This is a genomic window from Actinoplanes derwentensis, from assembly GCF_900104725.1.
GTDB classification, from domain to species: domain Bacteria; phylum Actinomycetota; class Actinomycetes; order Mycobacteriales; family Micromonosporaceae; genus Actinoplanes; species Actinoplanes derwentensis.
Genome location: NZ_LT629758.1, coordinates 6,534,032 through 6,559,726, shown reverse-complemented (window position 1 = coordinate 6,559,726; position 25,695 = coordinate 6,534,032). Strand labels below are relative to the sequence as shown.

The following is a 25,695-nucleotide window of genomic DNA, read 5'->3' as shown; positions in this document are numbered from 1 at the left end:
CGTTGTCGCTTGCCCCGGTGAGCGTGGTGGGTGCGGGGCGGAACGCCCTCGCACCCACCACGCCAGTCCCTCTCGCGGGTCAGATGATCAGGAGGGTGGTGGTGGTCCAGGTCTGCTGGTGGAGTTCCAGGCGGAAGGCCATGGCCCAGGTGCGGTCGCCGGTCACCAAGGCGACGGCCGCCTCGATCGCGCCGGGGCGGGGCTCGCACAGCATCACCTTGATCACCGCGACCGGGGCCGGACGAAGTGGGCGGTGGGTGCCCGGGCGGGCCGCCTTGCGTAGCTCAGCCACTCGGCGGGCGCCGGCCAGGCCCTGTGCGACGACCTCGGCCGCCTCCGAGGGCAAGGCCAGGCGGCGCAGGTGGGCGGCGGGACGGAATCCGTTGAGGACCTCGACGCAGAGGCGCACGAACCGGCGGACGGCGAGCCTGGCGTCGCCGGACACCCCGGGGACGGCTGGGGCCTCAGCCCGGGGCAGGACCGTCGGGGGTGGGCCCTGAGGCGGCTGCCTGGATGGTGACCAGTCGAGGACCGCTGACTCCGCCCACTCCTGGGCCGTCGACTCGTCGTCGAAGGGAGGTTCGTATCGGGGAACCGGGCGCAGACGAATCGTCGGCCGGGACCCGATGGGTGCAATCTCGGCCGCCGATCGCATCACCACCGCCAATCCTTGTGTTTGCCTCCGTTTGCTTTCGATGGCGTGAATTCTGGCCGGTCGGCGGCCAGTCGGTCAACGACCGCTCACCGATCCGGGAAGAGGCGCAAAAGCCGCCGGACGGTCATTCCGGCTCACGTTCGGTCAGTGGGTTGTCGCGGACCCAGACGGCGGTCTCGGCGTACTTCTCCTCGATGTATCTCTCCAGCGTGGCGCGCTCGACACGCCACTGGCCGCGGCCACCGATCTTGATCGCGGGCAACTCGCCACTGCGGACCATGTGGTAGACCTGCGAGTCCGAGACGTTGAGTTCGGCGGCCACGTCGGAGAGCAGCAGGAAACGGGGCTCCGGCACGGATCCTCCTTTCGATGACCTGAGTTTGCCACCGTTTGCCGTCAGCCACCTGCTCCGGCCCGGCAGATCGGCCGGTAGCAAGGCGAGGCCCGGCCCGAGCCCCACCCGGGCCCGGCCTGGGCCCGGCCTGGGCCCGGGCCCGAAGGCCGGCCTGAGCTGAGCCGGGTCTGAAGGCCGACCTGAGCCCGGCTCGAAGGCCGACCCGAGCGGACCTGGAGCCGGGACCGAGGCGGATCTGGGACCGGATCTGGGACCGGATCCGGGACCGGATCCGGGATGGATCCAAGGCGGACCTCGGGCGGACCTGGGTGGACCCGCGCCACCACGATCCGGAGACTCCTGGTGGAATGGACCGCCGCGTGGCCGAGATGGCGTTGTACTGTGCACGCCCGGCCGCGAGGGCGACCGTAACGCTGGAGGAGAAGACCGTGCCGATCACCGACCTGGTTCGGGTGTACGTCCCGGCCACGCTGCCGTTGCTCGCGATTCTGCGGGCCGGAGGGCAGATCGGCGATCAGACCACCGTCGCGCACGCGGTGACGCCGATGCTCCGGGAGTGGTACGCGGAGGGCGACGAGGAGGAGCTGGAGTATGTCGCCTTCACCCGCGCCGCCCAGGACGCCCTGCGACTGCTGCGCCAGGACACGTCCGCGCCCCGTCGCCGGGTGGTGGTCTCGGCCGACGTGCCGGCCGCCAGCCTGATCCGGGAGGACACCGAGCTGGGGACGAGCACCGTCCGGTTACCGCAGCCGGTGCGGCTCGCCGATCTGGCCAGCATCCACGTCGACGGGACGGACGCGTCCGAAACGATCACGGCCGCCGTGGACGTGGTGGAGGCGGCCCTGGCCGGTGACGCGGACGCCCAGTTCACCGTCGACGGTGCCGAGGATCACGAGTTGGAGTGGTACGCCGTTTCCGAGCTGGACGAACTGCTCTGAGCCTTCGCCTTCCCGTCGTCCGGGGCGGTTTCGCCGTCCGACGATGAGGAGGGCGCGGGGGAGTCACTCGCCGAGGAGGACGCCGCCGAAGACGCGCTCGACGGGGAAGACGCGGAGAGCGATGTCTTCGCCGGGGTGGTGGCGGCCCGGGCGGCATCCGCAAGAGCGGCATCCGTGAGGGCCGCATCCGCAAGAGCGGCATCTGCCGGGGCCGCGGCCGGAGAGCCGGTCCGCGGAGAGCCGTCCTCCGGGGAGTGGTCCTCGGAGGAGTCGGTGGCGGGGGAGAGTGTGCGCCCGATCGCGAAGATCGCCGTCAGCGTGCCGGCGAAGAGGACGATCAGGCCGTTGTTCAGCCGGGCGGTGCTCAGCATCTGCTGGACCGCCTGCTCCAGCTCGCTCACCTTGCCGGCCAGCTCCAGCACCTGGGCTCCGGCGGTGCGGGACAGCAGCTCGGCGATCACCAGCAGGATGCCGGGGCCGGCGCCGGCCAGCGCGTACAGCGGCCAGCGCAGGTCGGCGCCGCCGGTGCGGCGGTGGGCGCGGCGTAGCAGCGCGAACGAGATGAGCCCGGCCGCCAGGCCGCTCAGGGCCGCCTGGCTGTAGGAGAACCACTGTGACGCGTTGACCGAGGACTCGGTGTCACCGGCGCCGAACAGCTCGAGCACCGGCTCCTGGAACAGGTTGAGCACGAACCCGATGAGGAAGACGCCGACCGACGCGGCGGTGGCGCCCGCGATGACCGGTGGTAGCCGGATCCCGGCCAGCGCGCCACCGATGGTCGCGGCGGCCGCCACAGTGCCGCCGACCACCGCGTACATCGTCCCGGCGGTGTTGATCGTGATCATCACGACGGCGCTGAGCAGGCCGACCAGCAGTCCGCTGCCGGTCGCCACGGCGAATCGGGCGGTGGCGCCGAGCGGCCGGCGGGTGCCGATCAGGGTGAGGGCGAGCAGGGCGACCGCCGCGCCGGCGGCCAGGTCGGCGGAGACCGCACCGGGCAGCGCGTAGGCGGTGGAGGTGACCTCCATGGCGGCGTCCGCCCGGCCGGTGATGGTGGCGCGAGCCGACCAGAGCATCGCGGCGGCCCAGCCCAGGGCGGCCACCGCGAGCAGCACCACGGTGAGCCGGGATTCCTCGACGGTCTCCGGTGCGGTCTGGCGGTCTGTCATGGAGGTCAGGGTATCTGGCGAACCTGCGCCCACCCGCGCGTGGCCGTCCGCTGAGTCGCGACGATGGACAAAAGCCTCAAGTTGATCTTTATGACGCTGCCCGGACATGGCGCCATTTGCGGATAGGGTGATTGTCTCGTTTCGCAGGTCGATTCGCCGCTTTTACCAGACTTCCTGCCCGCAACGGTTCGTCTGACCGTTTATCTGCGCCATATTACCTGCTCAGCATGGTTTTCCGGGCAGGAAACGCCCGATCCTCTCGCTCGTTGTCGGACTGTCTGTGCGGGACAGTCGTTTGTGGAGGCGCAAAATGGACGGATCGGGCTAAATCCTGGACGGCGGCGCGACAAAGTGGCAGCTTAGAAGGCATGCCCGACTTCCAAATCAATCCGACGGCGGCTGCCCTTCTCGGCCTCCTCCATGAGGGGGCGATGACCGGTGGTCAGCTGATGGCGGCTGCCGAACGCCGCCTCGGGCCCTACTGGTCGATGACGCGGAGCCAGGTCTACCGCGAACTACCCGTACTCGCTGAAATGGGGTATGTCCGTCTCGGTAAGCCGGGCCCCCGGTCCAGTCAGCCCTACGCCATCACCGCGTCCGGCAAGCGCGCTTTCAGTCGCTGGCTCGCCGAGTCCCCGGGCCGCGACGCGCTGCGCAACCCGGTGGCCCTGCGGGTCGCCTTCGGTCAGCAGCACACCGGAGAACAGCTCCAGGGGCTCTATACCACCGCGAATCAGTACCACTCGGAGGCCATGACCATGGCCAAGGACCAGGCCAAGGAGGCGAAGAAGAACGGCGACCCGTTCGGTGCGGCAGCGCTGGAGTTCGCGGTCGCCTATCACAAGGCCGCACTCACCTGGCTGAAAGCCGCTCCGACGAGTTGAACGGACCGCCCCGGCCAGGAATCTGGCCGGGCGGCGTAGTCTTGGGTGTCGTGACTGCTGCCGACTTTCCCGAGCAACTGAAGTCCCTCGACGCGACCCTGCGCAACATCGAGAACGTCCTGGACGTCGAGAAGCTGCGCCGGGACAAGGCGGACCTCGAGGAGCAGGCCTCCGCGCCGGACCTCTGGGACGACCAGGCCCGTGCGCAGGAGGTCAACAGCCGTCTTGCGTACATCTCCGGCGAGATCTCCAAGCTGGAACGCCTGCGGGGCCGCCTCGACGACGCCGGGCTGCTGCTCGAGATGGCCGAGGCGGAAGGTGACGACGCCTCGATCGCCGAGGTCGGCGCCGAGCTCGTCGCGCTCGCCAAGGCGATCGAGGAGATGGAAGTCCGCACGCTGCTTTCCGGGGAGTACGACTCCCGCGAGGCGCTGGTGGCGATCCGGGCCGGTGCCGGTGGCGTGGACGCCGCTGACTTCGCCGAGATGCTGATGCGGATGTACCTGCGCTGGGCGGAGCGGCACGGCTATCCGACCGAGGTCTACGACACCTCGTACGCGGAGGAGGCCGGTCTCAAGTCGGCGACCTTCACGGTCAAGGTGCCGTACGCGTACGGCACCTTGGGCGTCGAGTCCGGCACCCACCGTCTGGTGCGGATCAGCCCGTTCGACAACCAGGGCCGCCGGCAGACCAGTTTCGCCAGTGTCGAGGTGATGCCGGTGGTCGAGCAGACCGACAGCATCGACATCCCGGACAACGAGATCCGTGTCGACGTCTACCGGTCCTCCGGTCCGGGCGGGCAGAGCGTCAACACCACCGACTCGGCGGTCCGGCTGACCCACATCCCGACCGGCATCGTGGCGTCGTGCCAGAACGAGAAGTCGCAGCTGCAGAACAAGGCGGCCGCCCTGCGGGTGCTCCAGGCCCGGCTGCTGGAGCGTAAGCGCCAGGAGGAGCAGGAGAAGATGGCCGGCCTCCGGCAGGACACCACCGGTTCGTGGGGCGACCAGATGCGTTCGTACGTCCTGCACCCGTACCAGATGGTGAAAGATCTGCGCACCGAGTTCGAGGTCGGTAACCCTTCGTCGGTCTTCGACGGCGACGTGGACGGTTTCATCGAGGCGGGCATCCGCTGGCGTAAGCAGAATCAGCTGTCGGCCTGATCTCGGTCGTGACCGAGTGTCACCTGGCCTGAACACTCGGTCAGGCTGGGTGCTGCTCGATCTGCCGTTACTGCAGGTCGTGAATATTCCCGACCCCGGCGGGGTTGGCGAATTCGTTACACCGCGTAGACTCCAGTCCCGTGATTCAGCTCGAGAACGTGACGAAGACGTACCCGAAGGCGTCTCGGCCGTCGTTGGACAATGTCAGCGTCGGGATCGAGAAGGGTGAGTTCGTCTTCTTCATCGGCCCCTCCGGTTCCGGCAAGTCGACGATCGTCAAGCTGCTGTTGAAAGAGGTCCAGGCGACCACCGGCAAGGTGGTGGTGAACGCCAAGGACGTCACATCCCTGCGCGCCTGGAAGGTGCCACACTTCCGCCGTTCGATCGGCTGTGTGTTCCAGGACTTCCGGCTGCTCCCGAACCGCACCGCGTACGAGAACGTCGCGTTCGCGCTCGAGGTGATCGGCAAGACCAAGGCCGTCGCACGCCGGGTGGTTCCCGAGGTGCTCGAACTGGTCGGCCTCGGCGGTAAGGAGCACCGTTACCCCAACGAACTCTCCGGCGGTGAACAGCAGCGTGTCGCGGTGGCTCGGGCCTTCGTGAACCGGCCGCTGATCCTGCTGGCGGACGAGCCCACCGGTAACCTCGACCCGGACACCTCGGTCGAGATCATGCGGCTGCTGGACCGGATCAACCGGACCGGTACGACCGTCGTGATGGTCACGCACGACTCCAACATCGTCAACCAGATGCGCCGCCGGGTCATCGAGATCGAGAGCGGGCGTATCGTCCGGGACCAGGCGCGCGGTGTCTACGGATAAACCCGGCTCCGCCTACGCACCATTTGCTGAAGCACTGCGCGGAGTCCCGGAAGGATCCCCCCGATGCGCGTGAAGTACGTACTCAACGAGGTCCTGGTGGGCCTGTGGCGGAACGTCACGATGACGATCGCCATGGTCATCACCATGTCGGTCTCGTTGTTCATGCTGGGCGCCTCCGTCCTGCTGTACATGCAGGTCGACCAGATGAAGGACTACTACTACGGCAACATCCAGGTCTCCGTCTTCCTGACCGACGACGTGACCGAGGCCCAGAAGGCCGCGATCGACCAGGCCATCGAGGGCAGCAACCTGGTGATCGACAAGCAGTACGAGAGCAAGGAGGCCGCGCTCGAGCGGTTCAAGAAGCTCTGGGCGGACTCCCCGGACTTCGTGAACGCGATCAACGCGGACAGCCTGCCGGAGTCGTACCGGGTGAAGCTCAACGACCCGGAGAAGTACGACCAGTTCGCCCAGGTGATCGAGAAGCTGCCCGGGATCCGGCAGATCATCGACCAGCGCGAGCTGCTTGAGAAGGTCTTCGAGATCTTCAACGCGATCCAGTTGGGCGCGCTCGGTGTCGCCATCTTCATGGCGTTCGCCGCCTTGCTGCTGGTCGGTAACACCATTCAGGTGGCCGCCTACAGCAAGCGGCGAGAAGTCGCGGTGATGAAGCTGGTCGGCGCCTCGAACTGGTTCATCCAAGCACCGTTCGTGCTGGAGGCGGTGGTCGCCGGCATTGTCGGTGCGGTTCTGGGCTTCATCATCCTGTTCGCCGGCAAGCTGGTCATGCTGGACAACAAGTTGCAGGCCCTGACCACGATCCTGACGCCGATCCCCAACGGCAACGTGTGGCTGATGCTGCCGCTGCTCGCCGGTGTGGGTTCGCTGGTCAGCGCGGTGACCGCCTGGATCACGCTGCGCTTCTACCTGAAGGTCTGACGCGCGACAGCTCGACCGATGGCCGTAACTCCTGGACGGGGTTGCGGCCATCGGGCGTTTTAGGGCGTTGTAGACGTTTGGTCACGGTAGCGTGCGGTTCATGGGGTATCGCCGACTTATCTCCGCCTGCCTCTGTCTGCTCGGTCTAGCGGCACTCGTCCTGACCGGGCCACGTCCCGCCGCCGCGGACCGATCCGACGAGGCCGCCAAAGCGGTACGCCGCGCCGAGGCGCTGCTGGAGAGTGCGAGCGCGACCGCCCGTACCGCCGCCAAGAATCTCGCCCGGGCCACCGCCGGCATGCCGGCCGCCCGCGACCGGGTGGCCCGCAGCCGGGGGGTCGTCGTCGCCACCCGCGTCGAAGCCGGCACGGCACGCCGGGAAGCCGCCACGGCCCGGGCGCATTTCCGGCGGGTCTCCGCCGACTACCGGACCGCGGCCGGGCACGTCGAGGTCGCCCGGGACCGGGTCGACGAGATCGTCAGCGAGAGCTACATGGGCGGCAACTTCGACCGGATCAACATGCTCGTCGACGCCACCGGCCCCCAGGACCTGCTCGACCGGCTCGGCCTCGTCGAACACCTGATGACCACCGAGCAGGAGGAGGTCCAGGTCCTCGTCGGCGCCCGCCGGGTAGCCCGGACCGCGCAGGACCGGGCCGGAACCGCCCGCCGCGACGCGGAGGCCGCCGAACGGGCCGCCCTGGCCAAGGTCCGCGCCGCCGAACGGGCCCGGGCCGCCGCGATCCAGGCTCAGCAGTCCCTCGACCGGATCGTCACCGCCCGCCGGGTGGCCCTGCGATCAGCCGAACGCGAGCGCTCCACCGTGATCGCCCAGTTGCAGGCCGCCCGCCGGGCCGAGCAGCGGATCCGCGGGGCCATGCGCGGCTGGGAGCAGCGCGCCGGAGTCGGTAGCCACTATCCCGGCGGGTCTCTGCTGATGCCCGTGCACGGGTGGAAGAGCAGCAACTTCGGCTACCGCTACGACCCGTACTACCGGGTCTGGCAGTTGCACGCCGGCACCGACTTCGCGGCCGGCGGCGGCAGCCCGATCCGGGCCGCGGCGTCCGGGCGGGTGATCCAGGCCGGGTGGAACGGCGGTTACGGTCGCTACACGTGCATCAACCACGGAAGACTGAGCGGGTACGGCTTCACCACCTGTTACGCCCACCAGTCCCGGATGTACGTCCACGTCGGCGAGTACGTCCGGCGGGGCGAGATGATCGGGCGGGTCGGCAGCACCGGCGCCTCGACCGGAGCGCACCTGCACTTCGAGACGCGCTTCGGCGGCGTACCGCGCAATCCGTTGAATTACCTGCCCGGTTGTCTCTGTTGAATCGCGGGTAGTCTTCTCCCTCATGCCACGCGAACAGGGCCGCAAGGTGGTCGCCTCCAACCGTAAGGCGTACCACGACTACGCCATCTCGGACACCTACGAGGCCGGGATGGTCCTCACCGGCACCGAGGTGAAGTCGTTGCGCCTCGGGCGGGCCTCGCTGGTCGACGCGTTCGGCCACGAGAACCACGGTGAGATCTACCTGCACGGCATGCACATTCCGGAGTACACGCAGGGCACCTGGACCAACCACGAGCCCCGCCGGGTCCGCAAACTGCTGCTGCACCGCGAAGAGATCCACAAGATGCTCGGGAAGCTGCGCGACGACGGCGTCACCCTGGTCCCGCTCTCGGTCTACTTCCACAACGGGTACGCGAAGGTCGAGCTCGGGGTCGCCAAGGGCAAGAAGTCCTACGACAAGCGGCAGGACCTGGCGAACCGGGACGCGAAGAAGGAGATCGACCGGGCGCTGGGGCGGCGTGCCAAGGGCATGGACTGACAGGTAGTCTCCAGCGCGCCGGGCCATCTCGTTTCTTCGATCGCCCGGCATTCGGAACACCTGCCTTTCTGGATCACCTGTTCTTTTCTGGATCACCTGCCTTTTCGATCGTCCGCCGAGAGGGAGAGCCGCCCGTTGGCGAAGCACACCACCCGCCAGTTCATCCTGGCCCGCATCATCTTCGGTTCCGCCGCCGCGGTTCTGCTCGCCCTGGTCGGCTGGATCGCGATCCGCGCCGGTGGCGGCGACGAGAACACCGCCGGGAAGCCGCTGATGGTGCTGCCCACCGGAGTCGTCCAGGCGGCCGCTGAGGGCTCGCTGCCGGCCAGCATCCCGCCGCTGGAGGCCGCCCCGGTCTCACCGTCCGTCTCGCTGTCCGCCTCGGCCTCCCGGTCCCCGTCGGCCTCCGCCTCGGCGTCACGCGGCCCATCGGCCTCGGCCTCCACGTCGGGCACCCCCAAACCCTCCAAGAACACGATCAAACCCAGCGCCGGTACGAGTACGTCTCCCGCGGCCAGTCCGACGCCCACCGCCGACACGATGGCCGCCACGTACTCCACCAGCGCATCGTGGCGAGAGGGCTTCATCACCTCGATCCGGGTCACCAACAACGGCACGGAAGCCCGCGAGTGGACGATCACGCTGGCCTACCCGTCCAGTGCCGGTGTCGAAGTGCGCGGTGCCTGGAACGCCACCGCCAGCCGCAGCGGCGACACGATCACCCTGAGCGGGCGCTCGCTGGCGGCCGGCTCGTCGATCAACGTCGGATTCCAGGCCGAGAAGCGCAGCCGGGACCTGGTGAAGCCGGTCAGCTGCGCCGTCGGTGGCGGATCTTGCCGAGTGAGCTAAGATTGCCGTGCTGTGAGTTACAAACACGGGGGTGACTGGTTTCGACTTCGTACGTGGAGACAGGGGAAGCGAGCCGAGGAAGCCGACGTCGTCTCGAGAATCGGTCGTCGGAAACTTATAAGCGCCAACGATAAGTTGAACGCTGACCAGTACGCTCTCGCCGCCTGAGGCAAGTAGCGTGGTCTGTCGGTCTGGGAGCGTCTCCGTTCCAGCTGCCGGCATAATTTAGGAGACTGGCCAAGGGGCCCCGGTCACGGGGGCCTTGCGGTGAGATTAATCAGTGACTGGGCCCGTCGTCCGAACTTGCTCACGTGAGTCGGAGGGCCGAGTAGGGACACAGTGAGCTGCGCTCGGAGAAGCCCTGACGAAGCAACGAAGGACCCGGGTTCGATTCCCGGCACCTCCACTCCCTGGCGACCCCCTGTTCGCGGAAAGCGCGAACCGGGGGTCGTTTCCTTTTGTCTGCTCCGGGGGCCGAGCCCCCGGAAGCCCCGCATCACGGTGGGTGCGGTAGGAGGTTTCGTCTCGGTCGCCCCGCATCACGGTGGGTGCGGTAGGAGGTTTCGTCTCGGTCGCCCCGCATCACGGTGGGCGCGGGGGTCTCGGTCGTCCCGATCACGACTTTCGCCGAACAGTGTTCTGCGGCGAGAATTGAAGATTGATGCAGGGCCGCCGCCAACCCCGTCCGTGCGAACCGGGGAACTGGATGCCCTTGTCCGGGCCGGTCTTCTCGATGTGGGTGAGGAGTTGATCTGGGAGCGTCGGGGGGCCAGTCACCGCGCGGTCGTCGTGTCTGGTGGAGCGCTGCAGCTCGCCGATGGGCGGATCTTCGAGTCGCCTTCGGGTGCCGCTCGTGCGCTGGCCGGCTACGAGGTCAACGGCTGGCGCAACTGGGCGCGCGCTCGCGACGGTGTCCGTCTCGCGTCGCTTCGTGACCAGATTTAACTGTGTGGCTCACCCGCTGAGGGCCCTCCGTAGCGTTTTCAACTGCTCGGTGAGGTTCGAGTAAGAGGTCAACACCTCCACTGCATGACGGCCCCCGGTCCACGGAAAACGTGGACCGGGGGCCGTTTCCGCTCTCCGGCGGTTGCCGGTGGCGGTCAGAATGATCCGCATGAGAAAGCGTTTTGTCGCACTGCTGGTGGTGGCAGCCCTGGTCGGGCCGCTGGCCGCCGGGCCGGCTCAGGCGGCGGCTTCGGTTCCCAAGCGGGACAACGGGCTCAACGAGGCCGTCTACTGGGTGCACGGCATTCAGATCGGGGAGGAGGTTCCGGCCACCGACTGCAGGCAGTGGGACGCCGCGATCAAGCGGTACCGGGGTGGCAGCTACACCGGGACCGTTCGTACCGTCGCCTATTACCAGGACGACAAGAACTGCAACACCCGCATCGCGAGCGTCAGCCAGACGACGAGCATCAAGGAGCTCGGCCGCCAGCTGGCGTGGGACATCTACCGCCGTTACACCAAGAACGGCAAGTCGGTCGACGCCGTCGGGCATTCGATGGGTGGTCTGATCATCCGGGCGGCCATCACCGGTGTGCAGAAGAAGGAGGCCGGCTGGCCGCCGAAGCTGTTCGTCGAGGACGTCGTGACGATCAGCACGCCGCACTCCGGCACGCTGGTGGCGAAGGGCTGCGGCTTCACCCAGTGCAAAGAGATGCGCATCGACTCGTCGTTCCTGAAGTGGCTGAGTAAGACGCCGTACTCGGCGCAGCGGACCGACTGGACCCTGATCGGTTCCACCAAGGACCTGATCGTGCCCGCGTGGTCGTCGACCGTGACCGACTCGAAGAAGGCCGGCTACTTCACGCCCGGTCACCGGGTGGTTTTCACCGCCGGCAAAGGGCTCGACCACTCCGGTATCTACACGCAGACCGCGAACAGCGGCTACGAGCTGAAGTACTGGAACGCCCCGCAGGCCTCCCAGGGCTGGATCAAGAAGACCGACTGGGTCAGTCCCGTGGTGATGGCCCGCAACGGGAACTTCTACTTCAGTAAGTGGTGATCCGGAGGTAACCGGGGACCCGGGTGCGGTGTGTCATCTGGTGTACGGGGCACCGACGGGAAGCGGGAAACATGGCGGGCCGGGACAGCGCCGACTTCGACAGCTTTTACATCGCCACGGTTCGTCGTGTCGTGCTCTACCTCTACGCGGCCGGTGGGGATCGGGCCGAGGCCCAGGACATCGCCCAGGAGGCGTACGCCCGGGCCTGGCAGCACTGGGGCCGGGTGGCCGGGTACGAGGATCCGGAGGCGTGGGTTCGTCAGGTCGCCTGGCGGCTGATGCTCAACCGGTGGCGGAGTCTGCGGCGGTGGGTCGCCGCGCGGGCCCGGTTGGAGCCGTCGGAGACGGTGGGCGGGCCGTCGCCGGATCGGGTCGCCGTGATCGGTGCCCTGCAGCGGCTGCCCTCGGCGCAACGGCAGGTGGTGGCTCTGTACTACCTGCTGGATGTGCCGGTTCAGGAGATCGCCGCGACGGTCGGTGTCCCGGTGGGAACGGTCAAGGCGCGACTTTCCAGGGCCCGGACCGCCCTCGGCCGCCTTCTCGATGATCAGGAGATGTCCCGTGCATGAGCGACTGAGAGAACTGGAGAACGATGTGCGGGATCTGGAGATGACGCCGGCCGCCTTGGTGCGGGAGCGTGGCCGTCGGCGGGGGCGCCGGCAGTTGGCGGTGGTGGCGGCGGCCGGTGCGGTCGTGATGGTCACCGCGGGTGTCGCCTTCGCGTGGCCGTCGGCGGAGCGGACCGTGACGCCGGCCGCACCGGCCGCGGGGCCCACGGTGTCGGCCCCGCCCGTGCAGGGGATCAGTTGTGATCTCGCATTGCCGGCTGCGCCGGGGGCGGTTCGGGTGCGGGTGCTCGACGGCGGCGCGGCCGACGGGCTCGCCGACGACATCGCCACCGAACTGCGGGGCCGTGGTTTCGGTGTGACGGACGGCCCGGCCGCTGAGGAGCCCGCGGATGTCATCGTGGTGACCTATGGGCCCACGTCGGTCGGGGCGGCACACCTGCTGCGGGCGGTGGTCTACGGCGAGGCCACGATGCGGTTCGACCCGGATCGCCGGGACCGGCTCGTCGACCTGACGATCGGGCCGGCCTTCGACCGCCTGGCCACCGCCACCGAACTCAACCAGAACCTGGTCGAAGCCGGCGAGCCGTCCGCGCCGCCGGAATGCCGCTGACCGTTCCGCATCATCACGTCCCGTGCCACGCCGGTGGCACGGGACGTTCTGCCGCGTACCTCCGGCATCCACAGTGGAAACCTGTGTGAATTGATTCAGTGACGCACTCAAAATTGATCAAATATGAAGCCGCTGGTCAATCGGTGCGGCCCTCATTTTGTTGATCGATAACAGTGTTTCGGGTATACGAAGATCTGCTGTCTCCATTGTCCGATTAGGTCTCTTTAAGGGGACCTATGTGGACTGATGGCGATGCTGGTTACGGTGACGTTTCGGCAGGGAAAAGCGTTCCCGGTGGGCGGTTAAGAACCCGACTCCACTCTTGTTAGCCCCCCGGAAAGTGCCGATAGCATCGGTGGGTCGGTGGAAGCTGGTGATCCATCCGCGCCTGGGGGGCATTGAAGTTGATCGCCATTGTCATGATTCTCGTCTCGGTAATTCTTTTTATCTTCTCGGCAGTGACCCTGTGGTGGACCATGCACGCCTGGCGGACTCCGGAGACCCTTGCGGCGACCCGGTTCGCGGCGCCGGACGGTGAGCAGCACCTGACGTTCTCGCTGCTCGTACCGGCTCGGCACGAACAGGCGGTGCTGGAGCGAACGGTGCGGCGGCTGCTCGAGTCGACGCATGAGGGATTCGAGATCATCGTCATCGTCGGGCATGACGACCCGGAGACCGCCGAGGTCGCCGAACGGGTGGCGCGCACCGCTCCCGGCCGGATCCTGGTGGTCACCGACCATAACGAGGTGAAGAACAAGCCGCGGGCACTGAACACTGCGTTGCCGTACGCCCGGGGTGATGTGGTGGGTGTCTTCGACGCTGAGGACGAGGTCCATCCGGCTCTGCTCGAACATGTGGATCACGCATTTCGGGCGACCGGCGCCGATGTGGTGCAGGGCGGCGTCCAGTTGATCAATTTCCATTCCAGCTGGTACAGCCTGCACAACTGCCTGGAATACTTCTTCTGGTTCCGCAGCCGGTTGCACCTGCATGCCGAAAAAGGGTTCATTCCACTCGGCGGAAACACCGTTTTCGTCCGCACCGACGTCCTGCGCCTGGCCAACGGCTGGGACGGCACCTGCCTGGCCGAGGACTGCGACCTGGGAGTCCGGCTGTCCAGCCGGGGCGCCAAGGTGGTGGTCGCCTACGACTCCACGATCGTCACCCGCGAGGAGACTCCACACTCGCTCTCCGCGATGCTCAAGCAGCGCACCCGGTGGAACCAGGGGTTCCTCCAGGTTCTTCGCAAGGGGGAGTGGCGCCGCCTGCCCGCCTTCGGTCAGCGGATGCTGGCCCGGTACACCCTGACCGGACCGTTCGTACAGGCCTTCGCGGGCCTGGCCATCCCGCTCGGGGTCGGCGTCGCGTTCGTGGCCGACCTGCCGGTCGGTGTCGCGCTGATCACCTTCCTGCCGGTGCTGCCGATGGCGGCCAACCTGGTGTTCCAGATCATCGGACTGCGGGACTTCGGCCTGCAGTACGGGCTGAGGATCGGCATCAAGGACTACGCCCGGCTGATCATCGGTCTCTTCCCGTTCGGGGTGGTGCTGTCGGTCGCCGCGCTCCGGGCGATCTGGCGGGAGTACACCGGTCAGCGCAACTGGGAACTGACCGCCCACGTCGGCGCTCACCTGCGAGAAGCTGAGGCGACGGTATGAGCACCATCGAACTGCCGGCCCGGATCAACGCGTCCCCGCGTCCGGCTCCCGGCAAGAAGACCCGCTCCGTCCCGGACTGGCTGATCGCCGGTGGCCTCACCGTTCTGGTCCTGATCCTGCTGGCCTGGAACATCGACGGCTTCCCCACCGCCAGCGACGACGAGGGCACCTATCTCGCGCAGGCCTGGGCGGTGCAGGAGGGCCGGGGGCTGGCGCACTACACCTACTGGTACGACCATCCGCCGCTGGGCTGGATCCAGTTGGCCGCGCTCTCCTGGCTCCCGCAACTGCTCGTGCCCTCGATGATCGCGGTGACCGCGGGCCGGATCGCGATGCTGCCCGTGCAGGCCGCCACCCTGCTGCTGATCTACCTGGTCAGCCGCCGTTCCGGGATGCCGAAGTGGGGAGCGGCACTGGCCCTGCTCGCCTGTGGGCTCTCCCCGCTGTACCTGACCATGGGCCGGCAGATCTACCTGGACAGTTTCGCGGTGATGTGGATCCTCGGCGCTTTCGCGCTGGCCCTGTCGACCCGCCGGCACCTGTGGCACTACGCCGCGGCCGGCGCCGCCGCCGCGATCGCCGTGCTGTCCAAGGAGACCATCGTCATCATCCTGCCCGCGGTGCTGCTCGCACTCTGGCAGAACTCGGCGCGTACCAGCACCAGGCCGTGGGCGGTCGGCTCCTTCTTCACCGGTCTGGTCCTGGTCGGCGGCTTCTATCCGCTCTACGCCGTGCTGCGCGGGGAGCTGTTCCCCGGTGCGGACCACGTGTCGCTGATCGGTGCCTGGCAGTTCCAGCTGATGAGCCGGTCCGGGTCGGGCAGCGTCTTCGACTCCTCGTCGGGCACCAACGCCCTGATCCACTCGTGGCTCTACTACGACCAGGTGATCCTGATCGGCGGGCTGGTCGCGGCGATGCTGACGCTGGCCGTACGCCGGTTGCGCCCGATCGGGCTGGCGGGGGCGATCTTCACCCTCGTCGCACTGCGCCCCGGCGGTTACATGCCGGCCATGTACGTGGTGCAGGTCCTGCCCTTCTTCGCACTGGCCCTGGCCGGGTTGATCGTCACCGCCGTCACCCGGCTGGAACCGCGACGGGACTGGTGGCGGGCGGTCGCCGTCGGAGTGTTCGTCGCGGTGGCGCTGACGTTCGTCGTACCGCGCTGGTATGTCGGCGCGGAACGCGCGGTGACCAACGAGGACAACGCGCCGTACGCGCAGGCCGCCGAATACCTGGACACCCGGATCGCGGATCCGGCCGGCACGACGGTGGTCGTCGACGACGTCCTCTGGATCGACTGTGTCGACGCCGGATACCAGCCCGATCAGGTGCTCTGGTTCTACAAGCTCGATCTCGACTCGGCCGTGGCCGAGCGCCTGCCGAACGGGTGGCGTGACGTCGACTACGTCGTGTCGAGCCCGGCGATGCGGGACAACACGTCCGGGTTGCCCACGGTCGCCGCGCTGCTGACCAACTCCACGGTCGTCGCCGAGTTCGGCGAGTCGGAAGGCCGCATCGAGATCCGCAAGGTCGACAAGGAGAACGCACGATGACCGTCACGACCGAGGAACGACAGGACGAAGAGTCCGTACCGCGCCGGGCCATGATGCGTGGCCGGATCGGCGAACTCACCGTGAACGTCGCGGTGCGGCAGACCATCGTGGTGCCCACGTTCAACGAGCGCGACAACATCCCGACGCTGCTGCGCCGGTTGGCCGCGGTCCTGCCCGCGGACGAGACGGAGATCGTCTTCGTGGACGACAGCACCGACGACACCCCGGACGTGATCCGGGCCGAGGCACAGAACTGTGCCATTCCGGTCACCGTGCACCATCGCACCAGCCCGGTCGGCGGGCTCGGCGGCGCCGTCGTGGAGGGGATGCGACTAGCCCGCGGCGCCTGGATCGTGGTGATGGACGCCGACCTGCAACATCCGCCGGAGATCGTGCCGCAACTCGTCGCCGCCGGGGTCCGGGACGGCGCCGACCTGGTGGTGGGCAGCCGGAAGTCGGGTGGCGGCACGAACGAAGGGCTGGAGAACGGGTACCGCCGGCTGGTGTCCGGCGGTTCCACGATGACCACCAAGGTCGTCTTCCGGAACGCCCTGCTGCGGGTCAGTGACCCGATGAGCGGACTCTTCGCGGTGCGCGCCAGCTCTCTGGACGTCGCGGAGCTGCGGCCGCTCGGCTACAAGATCCTGCTCGAACTGATCATCCGCAACCGTCCGGGACGGATCGTCGAGATCCCGTACGCCTTCCAGCCCCGGCACGCCGGCGAATCCAAGTCCACCCTGCGGGAGGGGCTGCGCTTCATCAAGCACCTGTCCCTGCTGCGCTTCGGAGCGCAACGCGGCCGCATGATCGGTTTCGGGCTGATCGGACTGTCCGGCCTGATCCCGAACCAGCTGGCGCTCTGGCTGCTCGTGTCGGTGCTCGGCGTGCACTACGTGCCGGCCGCGGTGCTGGCCAACATGATCGCCGTCACCTGGAACTTCGCCCTCATCGACAGCCTGCTCTACCGCAATCACCGGCTCGGTCGCACCCTCACCAGCCGGTTCCTCCGGTTCTTCCTCCTGGGCAACGCCGATCTGGTGCTGCGGGTGCCGTTGCTGGCGCTCCTGGTGGACGGGGTGGGCGCCGGTGTCCTCAGCGCCAACCTGATCACGCTGGTGATCTCGTTCGCGGTCCGGTTCCTGATCCTCGACCGGGTGATCTATCTGGTACGGCCACGGACCGTGGCGATATGACCCGGCCGTGGATCAGCCGGCGCAATCGCCGGAGCATCGCCCAGACGCTGGTGCTCACGCTGCTCCTGATCATGCTAGCGCCGGTCCGGCCGGCGTCCGCTTCGGTGAATCTGCTGGCCAACCCGGGCCTGGAGACCCTGGACAGCACCGGGTTCCCGCTCTGCTGGGAGAAGTCCGGCTGGGGCGACAACACGTACACCTTCGATGTCAGCCATCCCGGGCGGACCGGCGCCAGCGCCATGCGGATCACCGTGTCGGCGGCGACCGGTGGTGGCGACCGCAAAGCGATGATGCTGGAGAATCCGTCGTGCGCGCCGAACGTCACGCCCGGCCACCAGTACGACCTGTCCGCCTGGTACACCAGCACCACCCCGAACACCGTCGTGACCGCGTTCCGGCGCGACGTCGCCCAGGGCTGGGTGTACTGGACCGATCTGATCTCGCTCGCCCCGGCGGCCGCCTGGACCGAGATGACCGTCCGTACCCCGCAGGTTCCGCCCGGCACCGAACAGATCGTCTGGGGCGTGACCATCTACGGCACCGGAGTCCTGCACACCGACGACTACACGATGGCCGACGCGACCACTCCCACCCCGGGCCTGTCCTGCAGCGCCGGCGCCGCCTGCGTACAGGGCGCCTGGAAGGTCCTGCCCTTCGAGGCCCCGGTGCGCGGCATCCACGCGGTGGTGCTGCACAACGGTGACGTGCTGCTGGTCGCCGGATCCGGCAACAGCGAGGAGATGTTCGAAGCCGGCACCTTCACCACCGCGGTCTACCATCCGCGGACCGGCACCTTCACCACCGTGCCCACCCCGGCCGACCTGTTCTGCGCCGGGCACGTGCAACTGCCCGACGGCCGGGTCCTGATCATGGGCGGGAACAAGGCCTACCCCGCGGCCGACCTCAGCCACGGCTACAAAGGGCTCAAGGACTCCTACATCTTCGACCCGGCCACCGGCTCGTACGAGCGGGTCAACGACATGAGCGCCGGCTCCTGGTACCCCTCGGCGACCATCATGGGCAACGGGGACGTGATCGCCCTCGGTGGCCTCGGCGAGGACTCCGCCGGCACGGTCGCCACCCAGTACTTCGACCAGTCCGAAGAACGCTGGCTCGGCATCGGCGAGGCGAACCAGACGTGGAGCTTCTGGGGCCTCTACCCGTCGATGATCCTGATGCAGGACGGCCGGCTCTTCTACACCGGCAGCCACGTCTTCGGCAACGGTCTGCCCGGCACCGGCGCCTCCCTCTACGACTACCAGGCCGGCACCATCACCCCGGTGCCCGGCCTGCAGAACAAGGACGAACGCGACCAGTCGATGAGCGTTCTCCTGCCACCGGCCCAGGACCAGCGGGTGCTCACCCTCGGCGGCGGCAACATCGACAGCAACCCGGACGCCAACCGGCTCACCGACCTCATCGACCTCAAGACCCCCAGCCCGGTGTACGCCGCCGGACCGGCACTGCCCAGCGGCACCCTCACCGGTGGCGTCCCGCAGACGGTGAACCAGGGCAAGATGTACGTGTCCGCGGTGCTGCTTCCGAACGGAAAGGTCTTCGAGACCGGCGGGGCACTGCACAACCGCGCCGACCCGGTGTACGAGGCGTCCATGTTCGACCCGGTGACCAACACCTTCACTCCCGGAATGGCCGTCGACCCGGTGCCGCGCGGCTACCACTCCTCGGCGTTCCTGCTGCCGGACGGCCGGGTGATGGCGGTCGGGAACAACCCCGGCGACGGGTCGTTCGACATGCGGATCTCGGTCTACACACCGCCGTACCTGTTCCACGGCGCCCGCCCGCAGATCCTCGGCGGGGTGGACACCGCATGGGCGTACGGATCGAGTCACACCGTCACCGTCGACGGCCCGATCCTGCGGGCGGCCCTGATCCGTCCCGCGGCGGTCACCCACTCCAGCGACCCGAACCAGCGTTTCGTGGACCTGCCGATGAGCGTGACCGGCAACCAGATCGGTCTCAACCTGACCAGCAACCCGAACCTGGCCCCGCCCGGCTGGTACATGCTCTTCCTATTGGGCACCAACGGCGTGCCGTCCGTCGCCGAATGGGTGCACGTGGGATGAGACATCCCGGCGTCCCCGTCGTGACGGTGCTCGCGATCATCGTCTCCACACTGCTGGCGGTGGCCCTGGCCGCTCTGTTCCGGGCCACCGGCCAGGAACAGAGCGCCGTCCCGCCGGCGCCACGGCCCACCGACAGCACCTGGCCCCTGGTGGCTCCGGCCGCCGCGACAGCGCCCGTGGCCGTCCCGGCGGGCGCCACACCCCGGCCCACTACGACCACGACGACCACCGCCCCGGTCACAACGGCCCCGCACACCACCCCGGAGCCGTTCGTGCAGACCTTCACCGGCCGGCCCGCCGCGAGCCCGCTGCCCCGGCTGCCGTCACCGACCGCCAGGCTGTCGATGCCGGTGAACGTGGACGGTTGCGATCGCTCCTACGGCACACGCACCCAGTGCGTTCCCTGGCGCTTCCCACCCGGCGTCACCGACGGCTGCACCTGGCTACGCGAACGATCCTTCCTCGACGCACCGCTGACGGCACGAGCCCCCGACCGCCACCACCTCGACCCGGACACCAACGGCCTGGCCTGCGACAACTGAACACCCCGGCCCCGAACCCGCCTGCCGGAATCATCGACGTCAGTCAGTTGCGAACGAGGCGCCTCGGCTCTGCTCTGGGTCATGAGAACCACCAACGGCGTCTCGGCTGTCTCGGTTCCCGGAAGCCGCTCCACGCTGCCGAGTTGGACGGTGTTCGGGTTTGCATGCTGTTCAGTCCTTTTGAACAGGGCCAGAAACTGAACGGAAGCCGGTCGGCGAGATCCTCCGGCCAAGGCCGAGCGGCTCACAACTCACCGTTGACGGCGCGTGGCACCGACTGTCACCGGCTCGGCCCGGACGGCATCGGTGTCGCCTGCGACGGCTGAACGACCCGGATGCGGAAGCGGCTGCCGTAATGAACGACATCGGTCAGTTGCCGATGAGGACACTTCGGCATCGACTGGCGTGAGCGGCGACACGTTCTGTCAATCTTGCGGGCAGAGGGCTTTGGAGATGAGGGTGTCGTTGTGTCACCCCGACTGAGTGCACCGGGCAATCAAAGGCGAGCGACGCTCTCCGTGCTCGTGTGGAATCAGGCAGAGGTTCCGGCCGGATCCGAGAGGAGGCCCGGCCCCGGGTCGGTGGCGGTATCCGGGTCCGGGGTGGGATCGGGGGGCTGGTCGTAGACCGGGGGGCCGCCGTGGGTCCATGGGGTTTCGGTGGGGTCGGGGAGAGCGCCGCCGGGGCGGTAGGCCTCGCTCAGCGTCGTCAAGGTGATCGGCTCGCCGATCGTGGGGACGCTTCCCGGGTCGGCGATCAGTCGGCGGCCCATGCCGCCGGAGAGTTCCAGGAGGACGTCGTGGCCGCCGGCCGCCGGGAGGATCGAGATGACCTTCGCCTTCTGGGCGGGGCGGGCAGGGGACGTCAGGTTGGTGCCGGGTTCCATCCGGACCGGTTCGGTGGTGTGGACCATGATCCGGGGGCGGAGTACCGGGCGTTTGCCGGTGTCATCGACGCGGTCGGGATTGGCGAGGGTGACGATGCCGGCGAACGCCGAGCCGTTGAGCCGGTATTCGGCCAGGACCAGTGGGTCGTCGAAGGCTCGCTGGACGGCATAGCGGGCGGCGGCGGTCTCCAGGCGCTGGAGGCGGGCGGCTGCGGCTACCGCGCCGTCGCGGCGGGGCTGGGGCGGGCCGCCTTCGGCCAGGTTCTGGCTGAACGCGGTGAAAGCGTCGCGGTCGGCGTCCCAGCGGGACCGGACCCGGTCGCCGGGTGGGAGGCGGCGCAGCAGAGTGAGGGTGCGCCACATCCGCTGCCAGGTCGGCAGCAGCAGGTCATGGAGGACCTTCGGCAGTTCGGGGGCGGAGCGTTCGATCAGAGGGGCCAGCACCCGGTTGTCGAAGTCGGGGTCGGTGGCGGGGCCGGCGACGGGGCCGTTCTCGGCTTCGCGGGCGGCGGCCGCGCCCTGTTCGATCCAGGCGAGCTGGACACCGAACTGGGCGTCCTCGGCGCCGCTCTGCCCGGTCACCCAGTGCAGACCCAGCGCTTGTACGGCGTTGGTCAGCAACGCCGATCCGGGGACTTCGGCGCTGTTGGCGAAGAAGGTGAGCCAGCGACCGAGCAGGGGAACGGCCGGCGGCACCGGATAGTCGCCGTCGATCCGGCGGAAGCGGGTGGACCGGCCGAGGAGTCGCAGGAAGTCGATGCCGGCCGGGTTCGGTACCCAGATCTGGGGCGCGTCCACGTACCGCTGCCGGACGTCCTTGCCCCGGTCGACCGGGACGTCCTCGGTGTCGGTGGCGAACGAGTCGACGTGCGGGACGAGGATCTCGGCGAGTTCGGTGGCGAAACGGAACCGGTCGTCCCGGTTGCGGGGCTGCGCGACGGTGAGCAGTCGCGGGTGGGCCGGGTCGGTGCCGACCATCGCTGCCAGGGGCGCGATCGCCTCCCCGGCCATGGCCAGCGGGATCAGCACGATCGGATGGTCGTGGACGTGCACGTGGCGCACGGTGGCGACGGGTTGTGCCTGCCCGGCGACGACGGCCTGCGCCCGGGCGAGCGCGGTCAGAGTGCTCACCGGGCCGCCGGCCGCGAGGAGGAGACGGGAGCGGTCGACGTACTCAAGAAAGGGCCTCGGACCGCAACCGCAAAGCGGCCTGGAGCAGTGCCGCCGCCTCGTTCTGCTCCTCCGTCGGGGTTTGCCGGCCCTCGGCCAGGGCCAGGACCTCCGCGACGGTCGGGATGCCGCCGAGGGATTCCCGGACCGACCGGCCCAGAGCCGCCGTGCTGCCTGCGGCCTCGTTGCGGCAGTAGACGGAGAGTTCGCAGGCGGAGAGACATTCCGGCGCGTACCGGGGGGTGATGTGGCTGAGTGCTTCGGTCAGGTCGGCGGGTTCGAGCGCCAGGTCGAAGGTGAGCCCGTCGGGGAGGGCGTCGATGAGGGTCTCGACGGCGGCCAGCCGGGAGAGCTGGCGCCGCAGGGTGGAGAGTTGTTTGCGGACGTCGAGGACGACGGCGACGGGCTGCAGGGTGAAATCGCGCGGGCAGACCAGGACGACCTCGTGGCTGACCAGTGACGGGTCCTGGCCGAGGCGGGTGAGCAGATCGCGGAGGGCGAGGACGTAGACGGCGGCCTGCACGGCGGCGGCCGACACTTTGGCGCTCTCGGCCTGATCGTCGATGATCGCGAACGACTTGATCTCGACCACCTGGAGGCGGCCCTGCTGGGCCCAGGCGATCAGGTCGGGTTCGAGATAGACGGTCTGCCCGGCGATCTCCAGGGTGAGCAGCGGATGGTCGATGAGCGCGGCCTGTGCCGAGGCGAGCAGGCCTGCGGTCCGGGAGTGCCGGTCGCCGAGGGTGTCGTCGTTGTCCGCGCCCATGTCCTGGTAGCCGAGGCCGGCGTCGGCGGCGAGGACGGTGCGCAGCAGCGCGCAGTCGTCGGCTTTGAGCATGGCTTCGAAGGCGTTGCCGCGGGAGAGCGCGAACCGGGACTGGCCGAAGCTGCCGGGGAAACCGACCCGGTCGGCAAGCCGGGTCTTGTCGATGCCGGCCGCGTCGAGGACGGCACGCCGGTTGCAGCCGGGGTTGCCGGTGAGCGCGGCGATGGTCCGCGCGTTGTGGCGCTTGGCCCGCTCGGGGCCGCGCAACTCGTCGAGCCGGTCCTGCTGCACCCGCACCCCGCCCAAGGAAAGCTGAAGATCGAAACGCCCAAAGGAAAGCTGAAGATCGGAAACTCGACTCTAGAACGCCGAAATCGATGCGGCAATTCACCCACGGGAGGTGAATGAATCGCACATATCAGACATAATCTGACGCACGCGCTACGTTCGGGACATGCCGAAGGCCATCTGGAACGACGAAGTGATCGCTGACAGCGACGACACGGTGGTACTCGAGGGCAACCACTACTTTCCCCTCGCCAGCGTCCGTGAGGACGTGCTCGTCCCGTCGGAGACGCACACCGTCTGCCCCTGGAAGGGCAAAGCCTCCTACTACTCGCTGCGCGCCGACGGGCACACCGCGGCGGACGCCGCCTGGTTCTACCCCGACCCGAAACCGGACGCCTCCGCGGTACGCGACCGGGTCGCGTTCCGCGGCGGAGGCGGAGTCCTGATCCAGGCCTGAACCCAACAGCGGGGCCCACTCACGTGATCCGCGGGTGGGCCTCCTCGATCGCCGAGACCTCCAGATAGTCCAGCATGTCCCGCCGCTCCGCCTCGTCGAGCGCACCGAACGCGTCGTACGCCTCCGCCCGCGAGTGAACGGTCTCCGCCGCCAGCAGCGCGATGATCGCCGACCAGGCCAGCGACACCCGGTCGAAGAGCCGCGCCCGCCGCAGCGAGGTGAGCCGGGACAGCAACCCCACCTTGGTGGCCGCGTCGTCGTCGAGTGCGATCCGGTCGCAGAGCTCGAAGAGAGCCTTCCCCCGATAGGGGTGCTCGGACTCGATCAGCCGGGCCAGTTCGGCGTTGTCCATCCGGTCGACCGGGGGCGCCGGACCGCGTCGGGGCAGCGAGTGTTCACCGTGCACGACTGTCGCGTCCGCTCTCGAATCCGTTGCCGGGGGGCTGATGCGGCAACGTCGGTGTGTGGTGAAAGGTGGGGAACGTCGGCACCGGCATCACCGGTGCCTCGGCGTCCCCGCGAACATCGATGTCGGCGCGTGGGATGCCCTCACCGGCGTCCTGCTCTCCATCCAGCACGTTTTGCCCTCCGTTACCGACTTGCGGTGATGACGTCCCATGAGATCACGGTCATGCAAACGCCGCGAGCACCCGGCGTGGCGACTCCCGCCGGTCACTCGACCCAACGACCGCCGTAACCTTCAGGCAACGTATCGACCGGCACGAACGGGACGCCGAGGGGGCGAAGTGCACACGAGCCAGGAGGGCGAACAGCCGCAGGAGTGGCGCTCGGTGCTGACCGATCTCTCCGAGGTGCCACTCGCCGATCTCCTCGCCCAGGACGATTCGGTGCTGGCCCAGGCGGTGCGCCGGGTCACCGCGGATACCACCCGTGGCGAGCCGATAGCCGGTTTCAACTCCGCGCTGTGATCGGTCGATGAGTACGCAGCCGTTCCGCCTCAGCGACGCCGCCCTCACCGCGCTCGGTGCCGGCCGGCCCACCGCCGACACGCTCGGCACGCTGCGCCGCGCCGAGCGGACCAGGCAGCTGCTCTTCCTGCGGCAGGCGTTGCGCGGGGTCTCCGGAGACCCCGGGTGGTACGCCGACGACCCGATGACCGGTCTGTGGGCCGCCCTCCCCGAGCGTGGTACCCGAGGCCCGTGCGGCCCGCACGTCCTCACCTCCAGGTGTGCCGGCCTGACCCTGACGGTGCGCCTGGAGGACACCGACCCGGTCCGGTCCCGGCTCGGCCTCACTCCCACTCCCGCGCTGAGCCCGGCCGAGGTGGCGCACTGGCGCACTTGTCTGGACCGGGCGTGGACGGTGCTGGTCCACCGGCACCGTCCGGCCGCGGAGACGATGGCCGCGGTGTTGCGGGTGATCGTGCCGGTGCGGCCCGACCCGTCGGCCGAAGGCATCAGCGCCACCTCGACCGAGGCGTTCGGGGCGGTCGCCATGTCGTCGCCGGCCGGGCCGGACGCCTTGGCCGCCGGGCTGCTGCACGAGACACAGCACAGCGTCCTCAACGCCACCCATCTGCTGTTCGACCTGGTCGAACCGGGCGGGCCGGCCGGCTATTCGCCGTGGCGTGACGATCCCCGGCCGGCGTTCGGGGTGCTGCACGGGGCGTACGCCTATCTGGCCGTCACCCGGTTCCGCCGGTCCGAGCCGGGCCGGGCGGCCGCGTTCGAGTTCGCCCGATGGCGTTCGGCGGTGGCCGGGGCCGCCGCCGGGCTGCTGGCCGGCGGTGAGTTGACCCCGGCGGGCGTACGGTTCACCAGCGCCCTGCTGGCCGAAGTCCGATCGTGGTGTGACGAGCCGGTCGAGCCGGAGATCCAGCGGCTGGCCGACCTGGCGAACGCCGACCACCGGGCCCGCTGGCGGCTGCGGAACCTGACCGTCGCGCCGGAGGACACCGCGCGGCTGGTGGCGGCGTGGCATGCCGGCTCCGGACCACCACCGATCGCCGGTGTCCTGACCACGACGAGCGGCCGGGCGCTGGCGAACAGTCCCCGGCTGCCACTGATCCGGGCGATGGTCGACGGCCGGGAACTCGGTGGCGGCGCGGACGCGGCCTGTGTGCGCGGGGATCACGGGGCCGCTGTCACCGCGTACCAGAACAATTGGGACGGCCTCGCCCTCGTCTCCCCGCACCCGGCCCTGCGGCATCGCCCGGAAGTGGTACGCGCGGCCGCCCTCGCGCTGCCGGGCGTCCCGGTCGGCAGCCTCGCGGATTGGCTCTCGTACTGCACCTGAAAGCCCTTGTCTGACTACTCAACCCCGACCGGCGGGAACCGATCTGACTCGCC

The 25,695-nt window shown here is 68.7% G+C and carries 26 protein-coding genes and 1 other RNA gene; 21 read left to right on the top strand and 6 right to left on the bottom strand.

Features of this window, described 5'->3' with window-relative positions:
• Window positions 1–79: 79 nt before the first annotated feature.
• A complete protein-coding gene (locus tag BLU81_RS28780; protein ID WP_092557786.1) occupies window positions 80–655 on the bottom strand; it encodes an Rv3235 family protein in 576 nt (191 codons plus the stop codon).
• Between the two features lie 124 nt (window positions 656–779).
• Window positions 780–1,010, bottom strand: a complete 231-nt coding sequence (locus BLU81_RS28775; RefSeq protein ID WP_092548090.1) for a helix-turn-helix transcriptional regulator — start codon at window positions 1,008–1,010, stop codon at window positions 780–782.
• Between the two features lie 434 nt (window positions 1,011–1,444).
• Between BLU81_RS28775 and BLU81_RS28770 the strand changes: the two genes are divergently transcribed.
• Window positions 1,445–1,948 carry a DUF6912 family protein gene (locus tag BLU81_RS28770; protein ID WP_092557784.1) on the top strand — a complete coding sequence of 168 codons (504 nt, stop codon included), beginning with the start codon at window positions 1,445–1,447 and terminating at the stop codon, window positions 1,946–1,948.
• Here BLU81_RS28770 and BLU81_RS28765 read toward each other — a convergent pair.
• Entirely contained in the window at window positions 1,900–3,117 is a 1,218-nt protein-coding gene (locus tag BLU81_RS28765) for a hypothetical protein (protein WP_231953563.1), read from the bottom strand. The genes BLU81_RS28770 and BLU81_RS28765 overlap by 49 nt on opposite strands.
• A 368-nt stretch (window positions 3,118–3,485) precedes the next feature.
• Here BLU81_RS28765 and BLU81_RS28760 point away from each other — a divergent pair, with 368 nt between their 5' ends.
• From BLU81_RS28760 to BLU81_RS28680, 17 genes are all read left to right on the top strand, one after another.
• Window positions 3,486–4,001, top strand: a complete 516-nt coding sequence (locus tag BLU81_RS28760) for a PadR family transcriptional regulator (RefSeq protein ID WP_092548087.1) — start codon at window positions 3,486–3,488, stop codon at window positions 3,999–4,001.
• Between the two features lie 50 nt (window positions 4,002–4,051).
• Window positions 4,052–5,164: a peptide chain release factor 2 gene (prfB, locus tag BLU81_RS28755; protein ID WP_092557782.1), complete on the top strand. Its 1,113-nt coding sequence runs from the start codon at window positions 4,052–4,054 to the stop codon at window positions 5,162–5,164.
• 140 nt (window positions 5,165–5,304) lie between these two features.
• A complete protein-coding gene (gene ftsE / locus BLU81_RS28750; protein ID WP_092548084.1) occupies window positions 5,305–5,985 on the top strand; it encodes a cell division ATP-binding protein FtsE in 681 nt (226 codons plus the stop codon).
• 63 nt (window positions 5,986–6,048) lie between these two features.
• A complete protein-coding gene (gene ftsX / locus BLU81_RS28745; protein ID WP_092548081.1) occupies window positions 6,049–6,924 on the top strand; it encodes a permease-like cell division protein FtsX in 876 nt (291 codons plus the stop codon).
• 100 nt (window positions 6,925–7,024) lie between these two features.
• On the top strand, window positions 7,025–8,257 hold the full coding sequence (locus BLU81_RS28740; protein WP_092548078.1) for a M23 family metallopeptidase: 1,233 nt from the start codon (window positions 7,025–7,027) through the stop codon (window positions 8,255–8,257).
• 22 nt (window positions 8,258–8,279) lie between these two features.
• Window positions 8,280–8,756: an SsrA-binding protein SmpB gene (gene smpB, locus BLU81_RS28735; protein ID WP_092548075.1), complete on the top strand. Its 477-nt coding sequence runs from the start codon at window positions 8,280–8,282 to the stop codon at window positions 8,754–8,756.
• A gap of 135 nt (window positions 8,757–8,891) precedes the next feature.
• Complete coding sequence (locus BLU81_RS28730; protein ID WP_092548072.1) at window positions 8,892–9,605, top strand: cellulose binding domain-containing protein; 714 nt, start codon at window positions 8,892–8,894, stop codon at window positions 9,603–9,605.
• Between the two features lie 27 nt (window positions 9,606–9,632).
• Window positions 9,633–10,014: a transfer-messenger RNA gene (gene ssrA, locus BLU81_RS28725) on the top strand.
• Window positions 10,015–10,106: 92 nt separating this feature from the next.
• On the top strand, window positions 10,107–10,550 hold the full coding sequence (locus BLU81_RS52150; protein WP_407923871.1) for a restriction system modified-DNA reader domain-containing protein: 444 nt from the start codon (window positions 10,107–10,109) through the stop codon (window positions 10,548–10,550).
• Between the two features lie 169 nt (window positions 10,551–10,719).
• Entirely contained in the window at window positions 10,720–11,610 is an 891-nt protein-coding gene (locus BLU81_RS28715; RefSeq protein ID WP_157751824.1) for an esterase/lipase family protein, read from the top strand.
• A 71-nt stretch (window positions 11,611–11,681) separates the two neighbouring features.
• The gene (locus BLU81_RS28710) at window positions 11,682–12,179 is read left to right on the top strand and encodes an RNA polymerase sigma factor (RefSeq protein ID WP_092548063.1); all 498 of its coding nucleotides are present in this window, start codon (window positions 11,682–11,684) and stop codon (window positions 12,177–12,179) included.
• On the top strand, window positions 12,172–12,789 hold the full coding sequence (locus tag BLU81_RS28705) for a LytR C-terminal domain-containing protein (protein WP_157751823.1): 618 nt from the start codon (window positions 12,172–12,174) through the stop codon (window positions 12,787–12,789). Before BLU81_RS28710 ends, BLU81_RS28705 begins: the two co-directional genes overlap by 8 nt.
• Window positions 12,790–13,247: 458 nt before the next feature.
• On the top strand, window positions 13,248–14,447 hold the full coding sequence (locus BLU81_RS28700; RefSeq protein WP_231953562.1) for a glycosyltransferase: 1,200 nt from the start codon (window positions 13,248–13,250) through the stop codon (window positions 14,445–14,447).
• Window positions 14,444–16,000 (top strand): ArnT family glycosyltransferase, encoded by a 1,557-nt coding sequence (locus tag BLU81_RS28695; protein ID WP_092548054.1) that lies wholly within the window; start codon window positions 14,444–14,446, stop codon window positions 15,998–16,000. The genes BLU81_RS28700 and BLU81_RS28695 overlap by 4 nt, the downstream gene beginning before the upstream one ends.
• On the top strand, window positions 15,997–17,193 hold the full coding sequence (locus BLU81_RS28690; RefSeq protein WP_092548051.1) for a glycosyltransferase: 1,197 nt from the start codon (window positions 15,997–15,999) through the stop codon (window positions 17,191–17,193). The genes BLU81_RS28695 and BLU81_RS28690 overlap by 4 nt, the downstream gene beginning before the upstream one ends.
• Complete coding sequence (locus BLU81_RS28685; RefSeq protein ID WP_092548048.1) at window positions 17,190–19,277, top strand: galactose oxidase early set domain-containing protein; 2,088 nt, start codon at window positions 17,190–17,192, stop codon at window positions 19,275–19,277. Before BLU81_RS28690 ends, BLU81_RS28685 begins: the two co-directional genes overlap by 4 nt.
• Window positions 19,274–19,819 (top strand): hypothetical protein, encoded by a 546-nt coding sequence (locus BLU81_RS28680; RefSeq protein ID WP_092548045.1) that lies wholly within the window; start codon window positions 19,274–19,276, stop codon window positions 19,817–19,819. Before BLU81_RS28685 ends, BLU81_RS28680 begins: the two co-directional genes overlap by 4 nt.
• Window positions 19,820–20,351: 532 nt before the next feature.
• On the opposite strand, the gene BLU81_RS28675 is transcribed toward BLU81_RS28680, so the two are convergent.
• Both BLU81_RS28675 and BLU81_RS28670 read right to left on the bottom strand, forming a co-directional pair.
• Window positions 20,352–21,836, bottom strand: a complete 1,485-nt coding sequence (locus tag BLU81_RS28675) for a hypothetical protein (RefSeq protein ID WP_197685995.1) — start codon at window positions 21,834–21,836, stop codon at window positions 20,352–20,354.
• A gap of 43 nt (window positions 21,837–21,879) precedes the next feature.
• Window positions 21,880–22,938, bottom strand: coding sequence for a hypothetical protein (locus BLU81_RS28670; RefSeq protein ID WP_092548042.1), 1,059 nt, complete (start codon window positions 22,936–22,938; stop codon window positions 21,880–21,882).
• A gap of 157 nt (window positions 22,939–23,095) precedes the next feature.
• Between BLU81_RS28670 and BLU81_RS28665 the strand changes: the two genes are divergently transcribed.
• On the top strand, window positions 23,096–23,386 hold the full coding sequence (locus BLU81_RS28665; RefSeq protein ID WP_092548039.1) for a DUF427 domain-containing protein: 291 nt from the start codon (window positions 23,096–23,098) through the stop codon (window positions 23,384–23,386).
• A 19-nt stretch (window positions 23,387–23,405) separates the two neighbouring features.
• Here BLU81_RS28665 and BLU81_RS28660 read toward each other — a convergent pair whose 3' ends face one another.
• On the bottom strand, window positions 23,406–23,792 hold the full coding sequence (locus BLU81_RS28660) for a hypothetical protein (protein ID WP_231953561.1): 387 nt from the start codon (window positions 23,790–23,792) through the stop codon (window positions 23,406–23,408).
• A gap of 340 nt (window positions 23,793–24,132) precedes the next feature.
• On the opposite strand from BLU81_RS28660, the gene fxsA reads away from it, so the two are divergent.
• Window positions 24,133–24,315, top strand: coding sequence for an FxSxx-COOH cyclophane-containing RiPP peptide (gene fxsA, locus BLU81_RS50930; protein WP_231953560.1), 183 nt, complete (start codon window positions 24,133–24,135; stop codon window positions 24,313–24,315).
• A 7-nt stretch (window positions 24,316–24,322) separates the two neighbouring features.
• Window positions 24,323–25,642: an aKG-HExxH-type peptide beta-hydroxylase gene (locus BLU81_RS28645; RefSeq protein ID WP_092548030.1), complete on the top strand. Its 1,320-nt coding sequence runs from the start codon at window positions 24,323–24,325 to the stop codon at window positions 25,640–25,642.
• Window positions 25,643–25,695 lie beyond the last annotated feature (53 nt).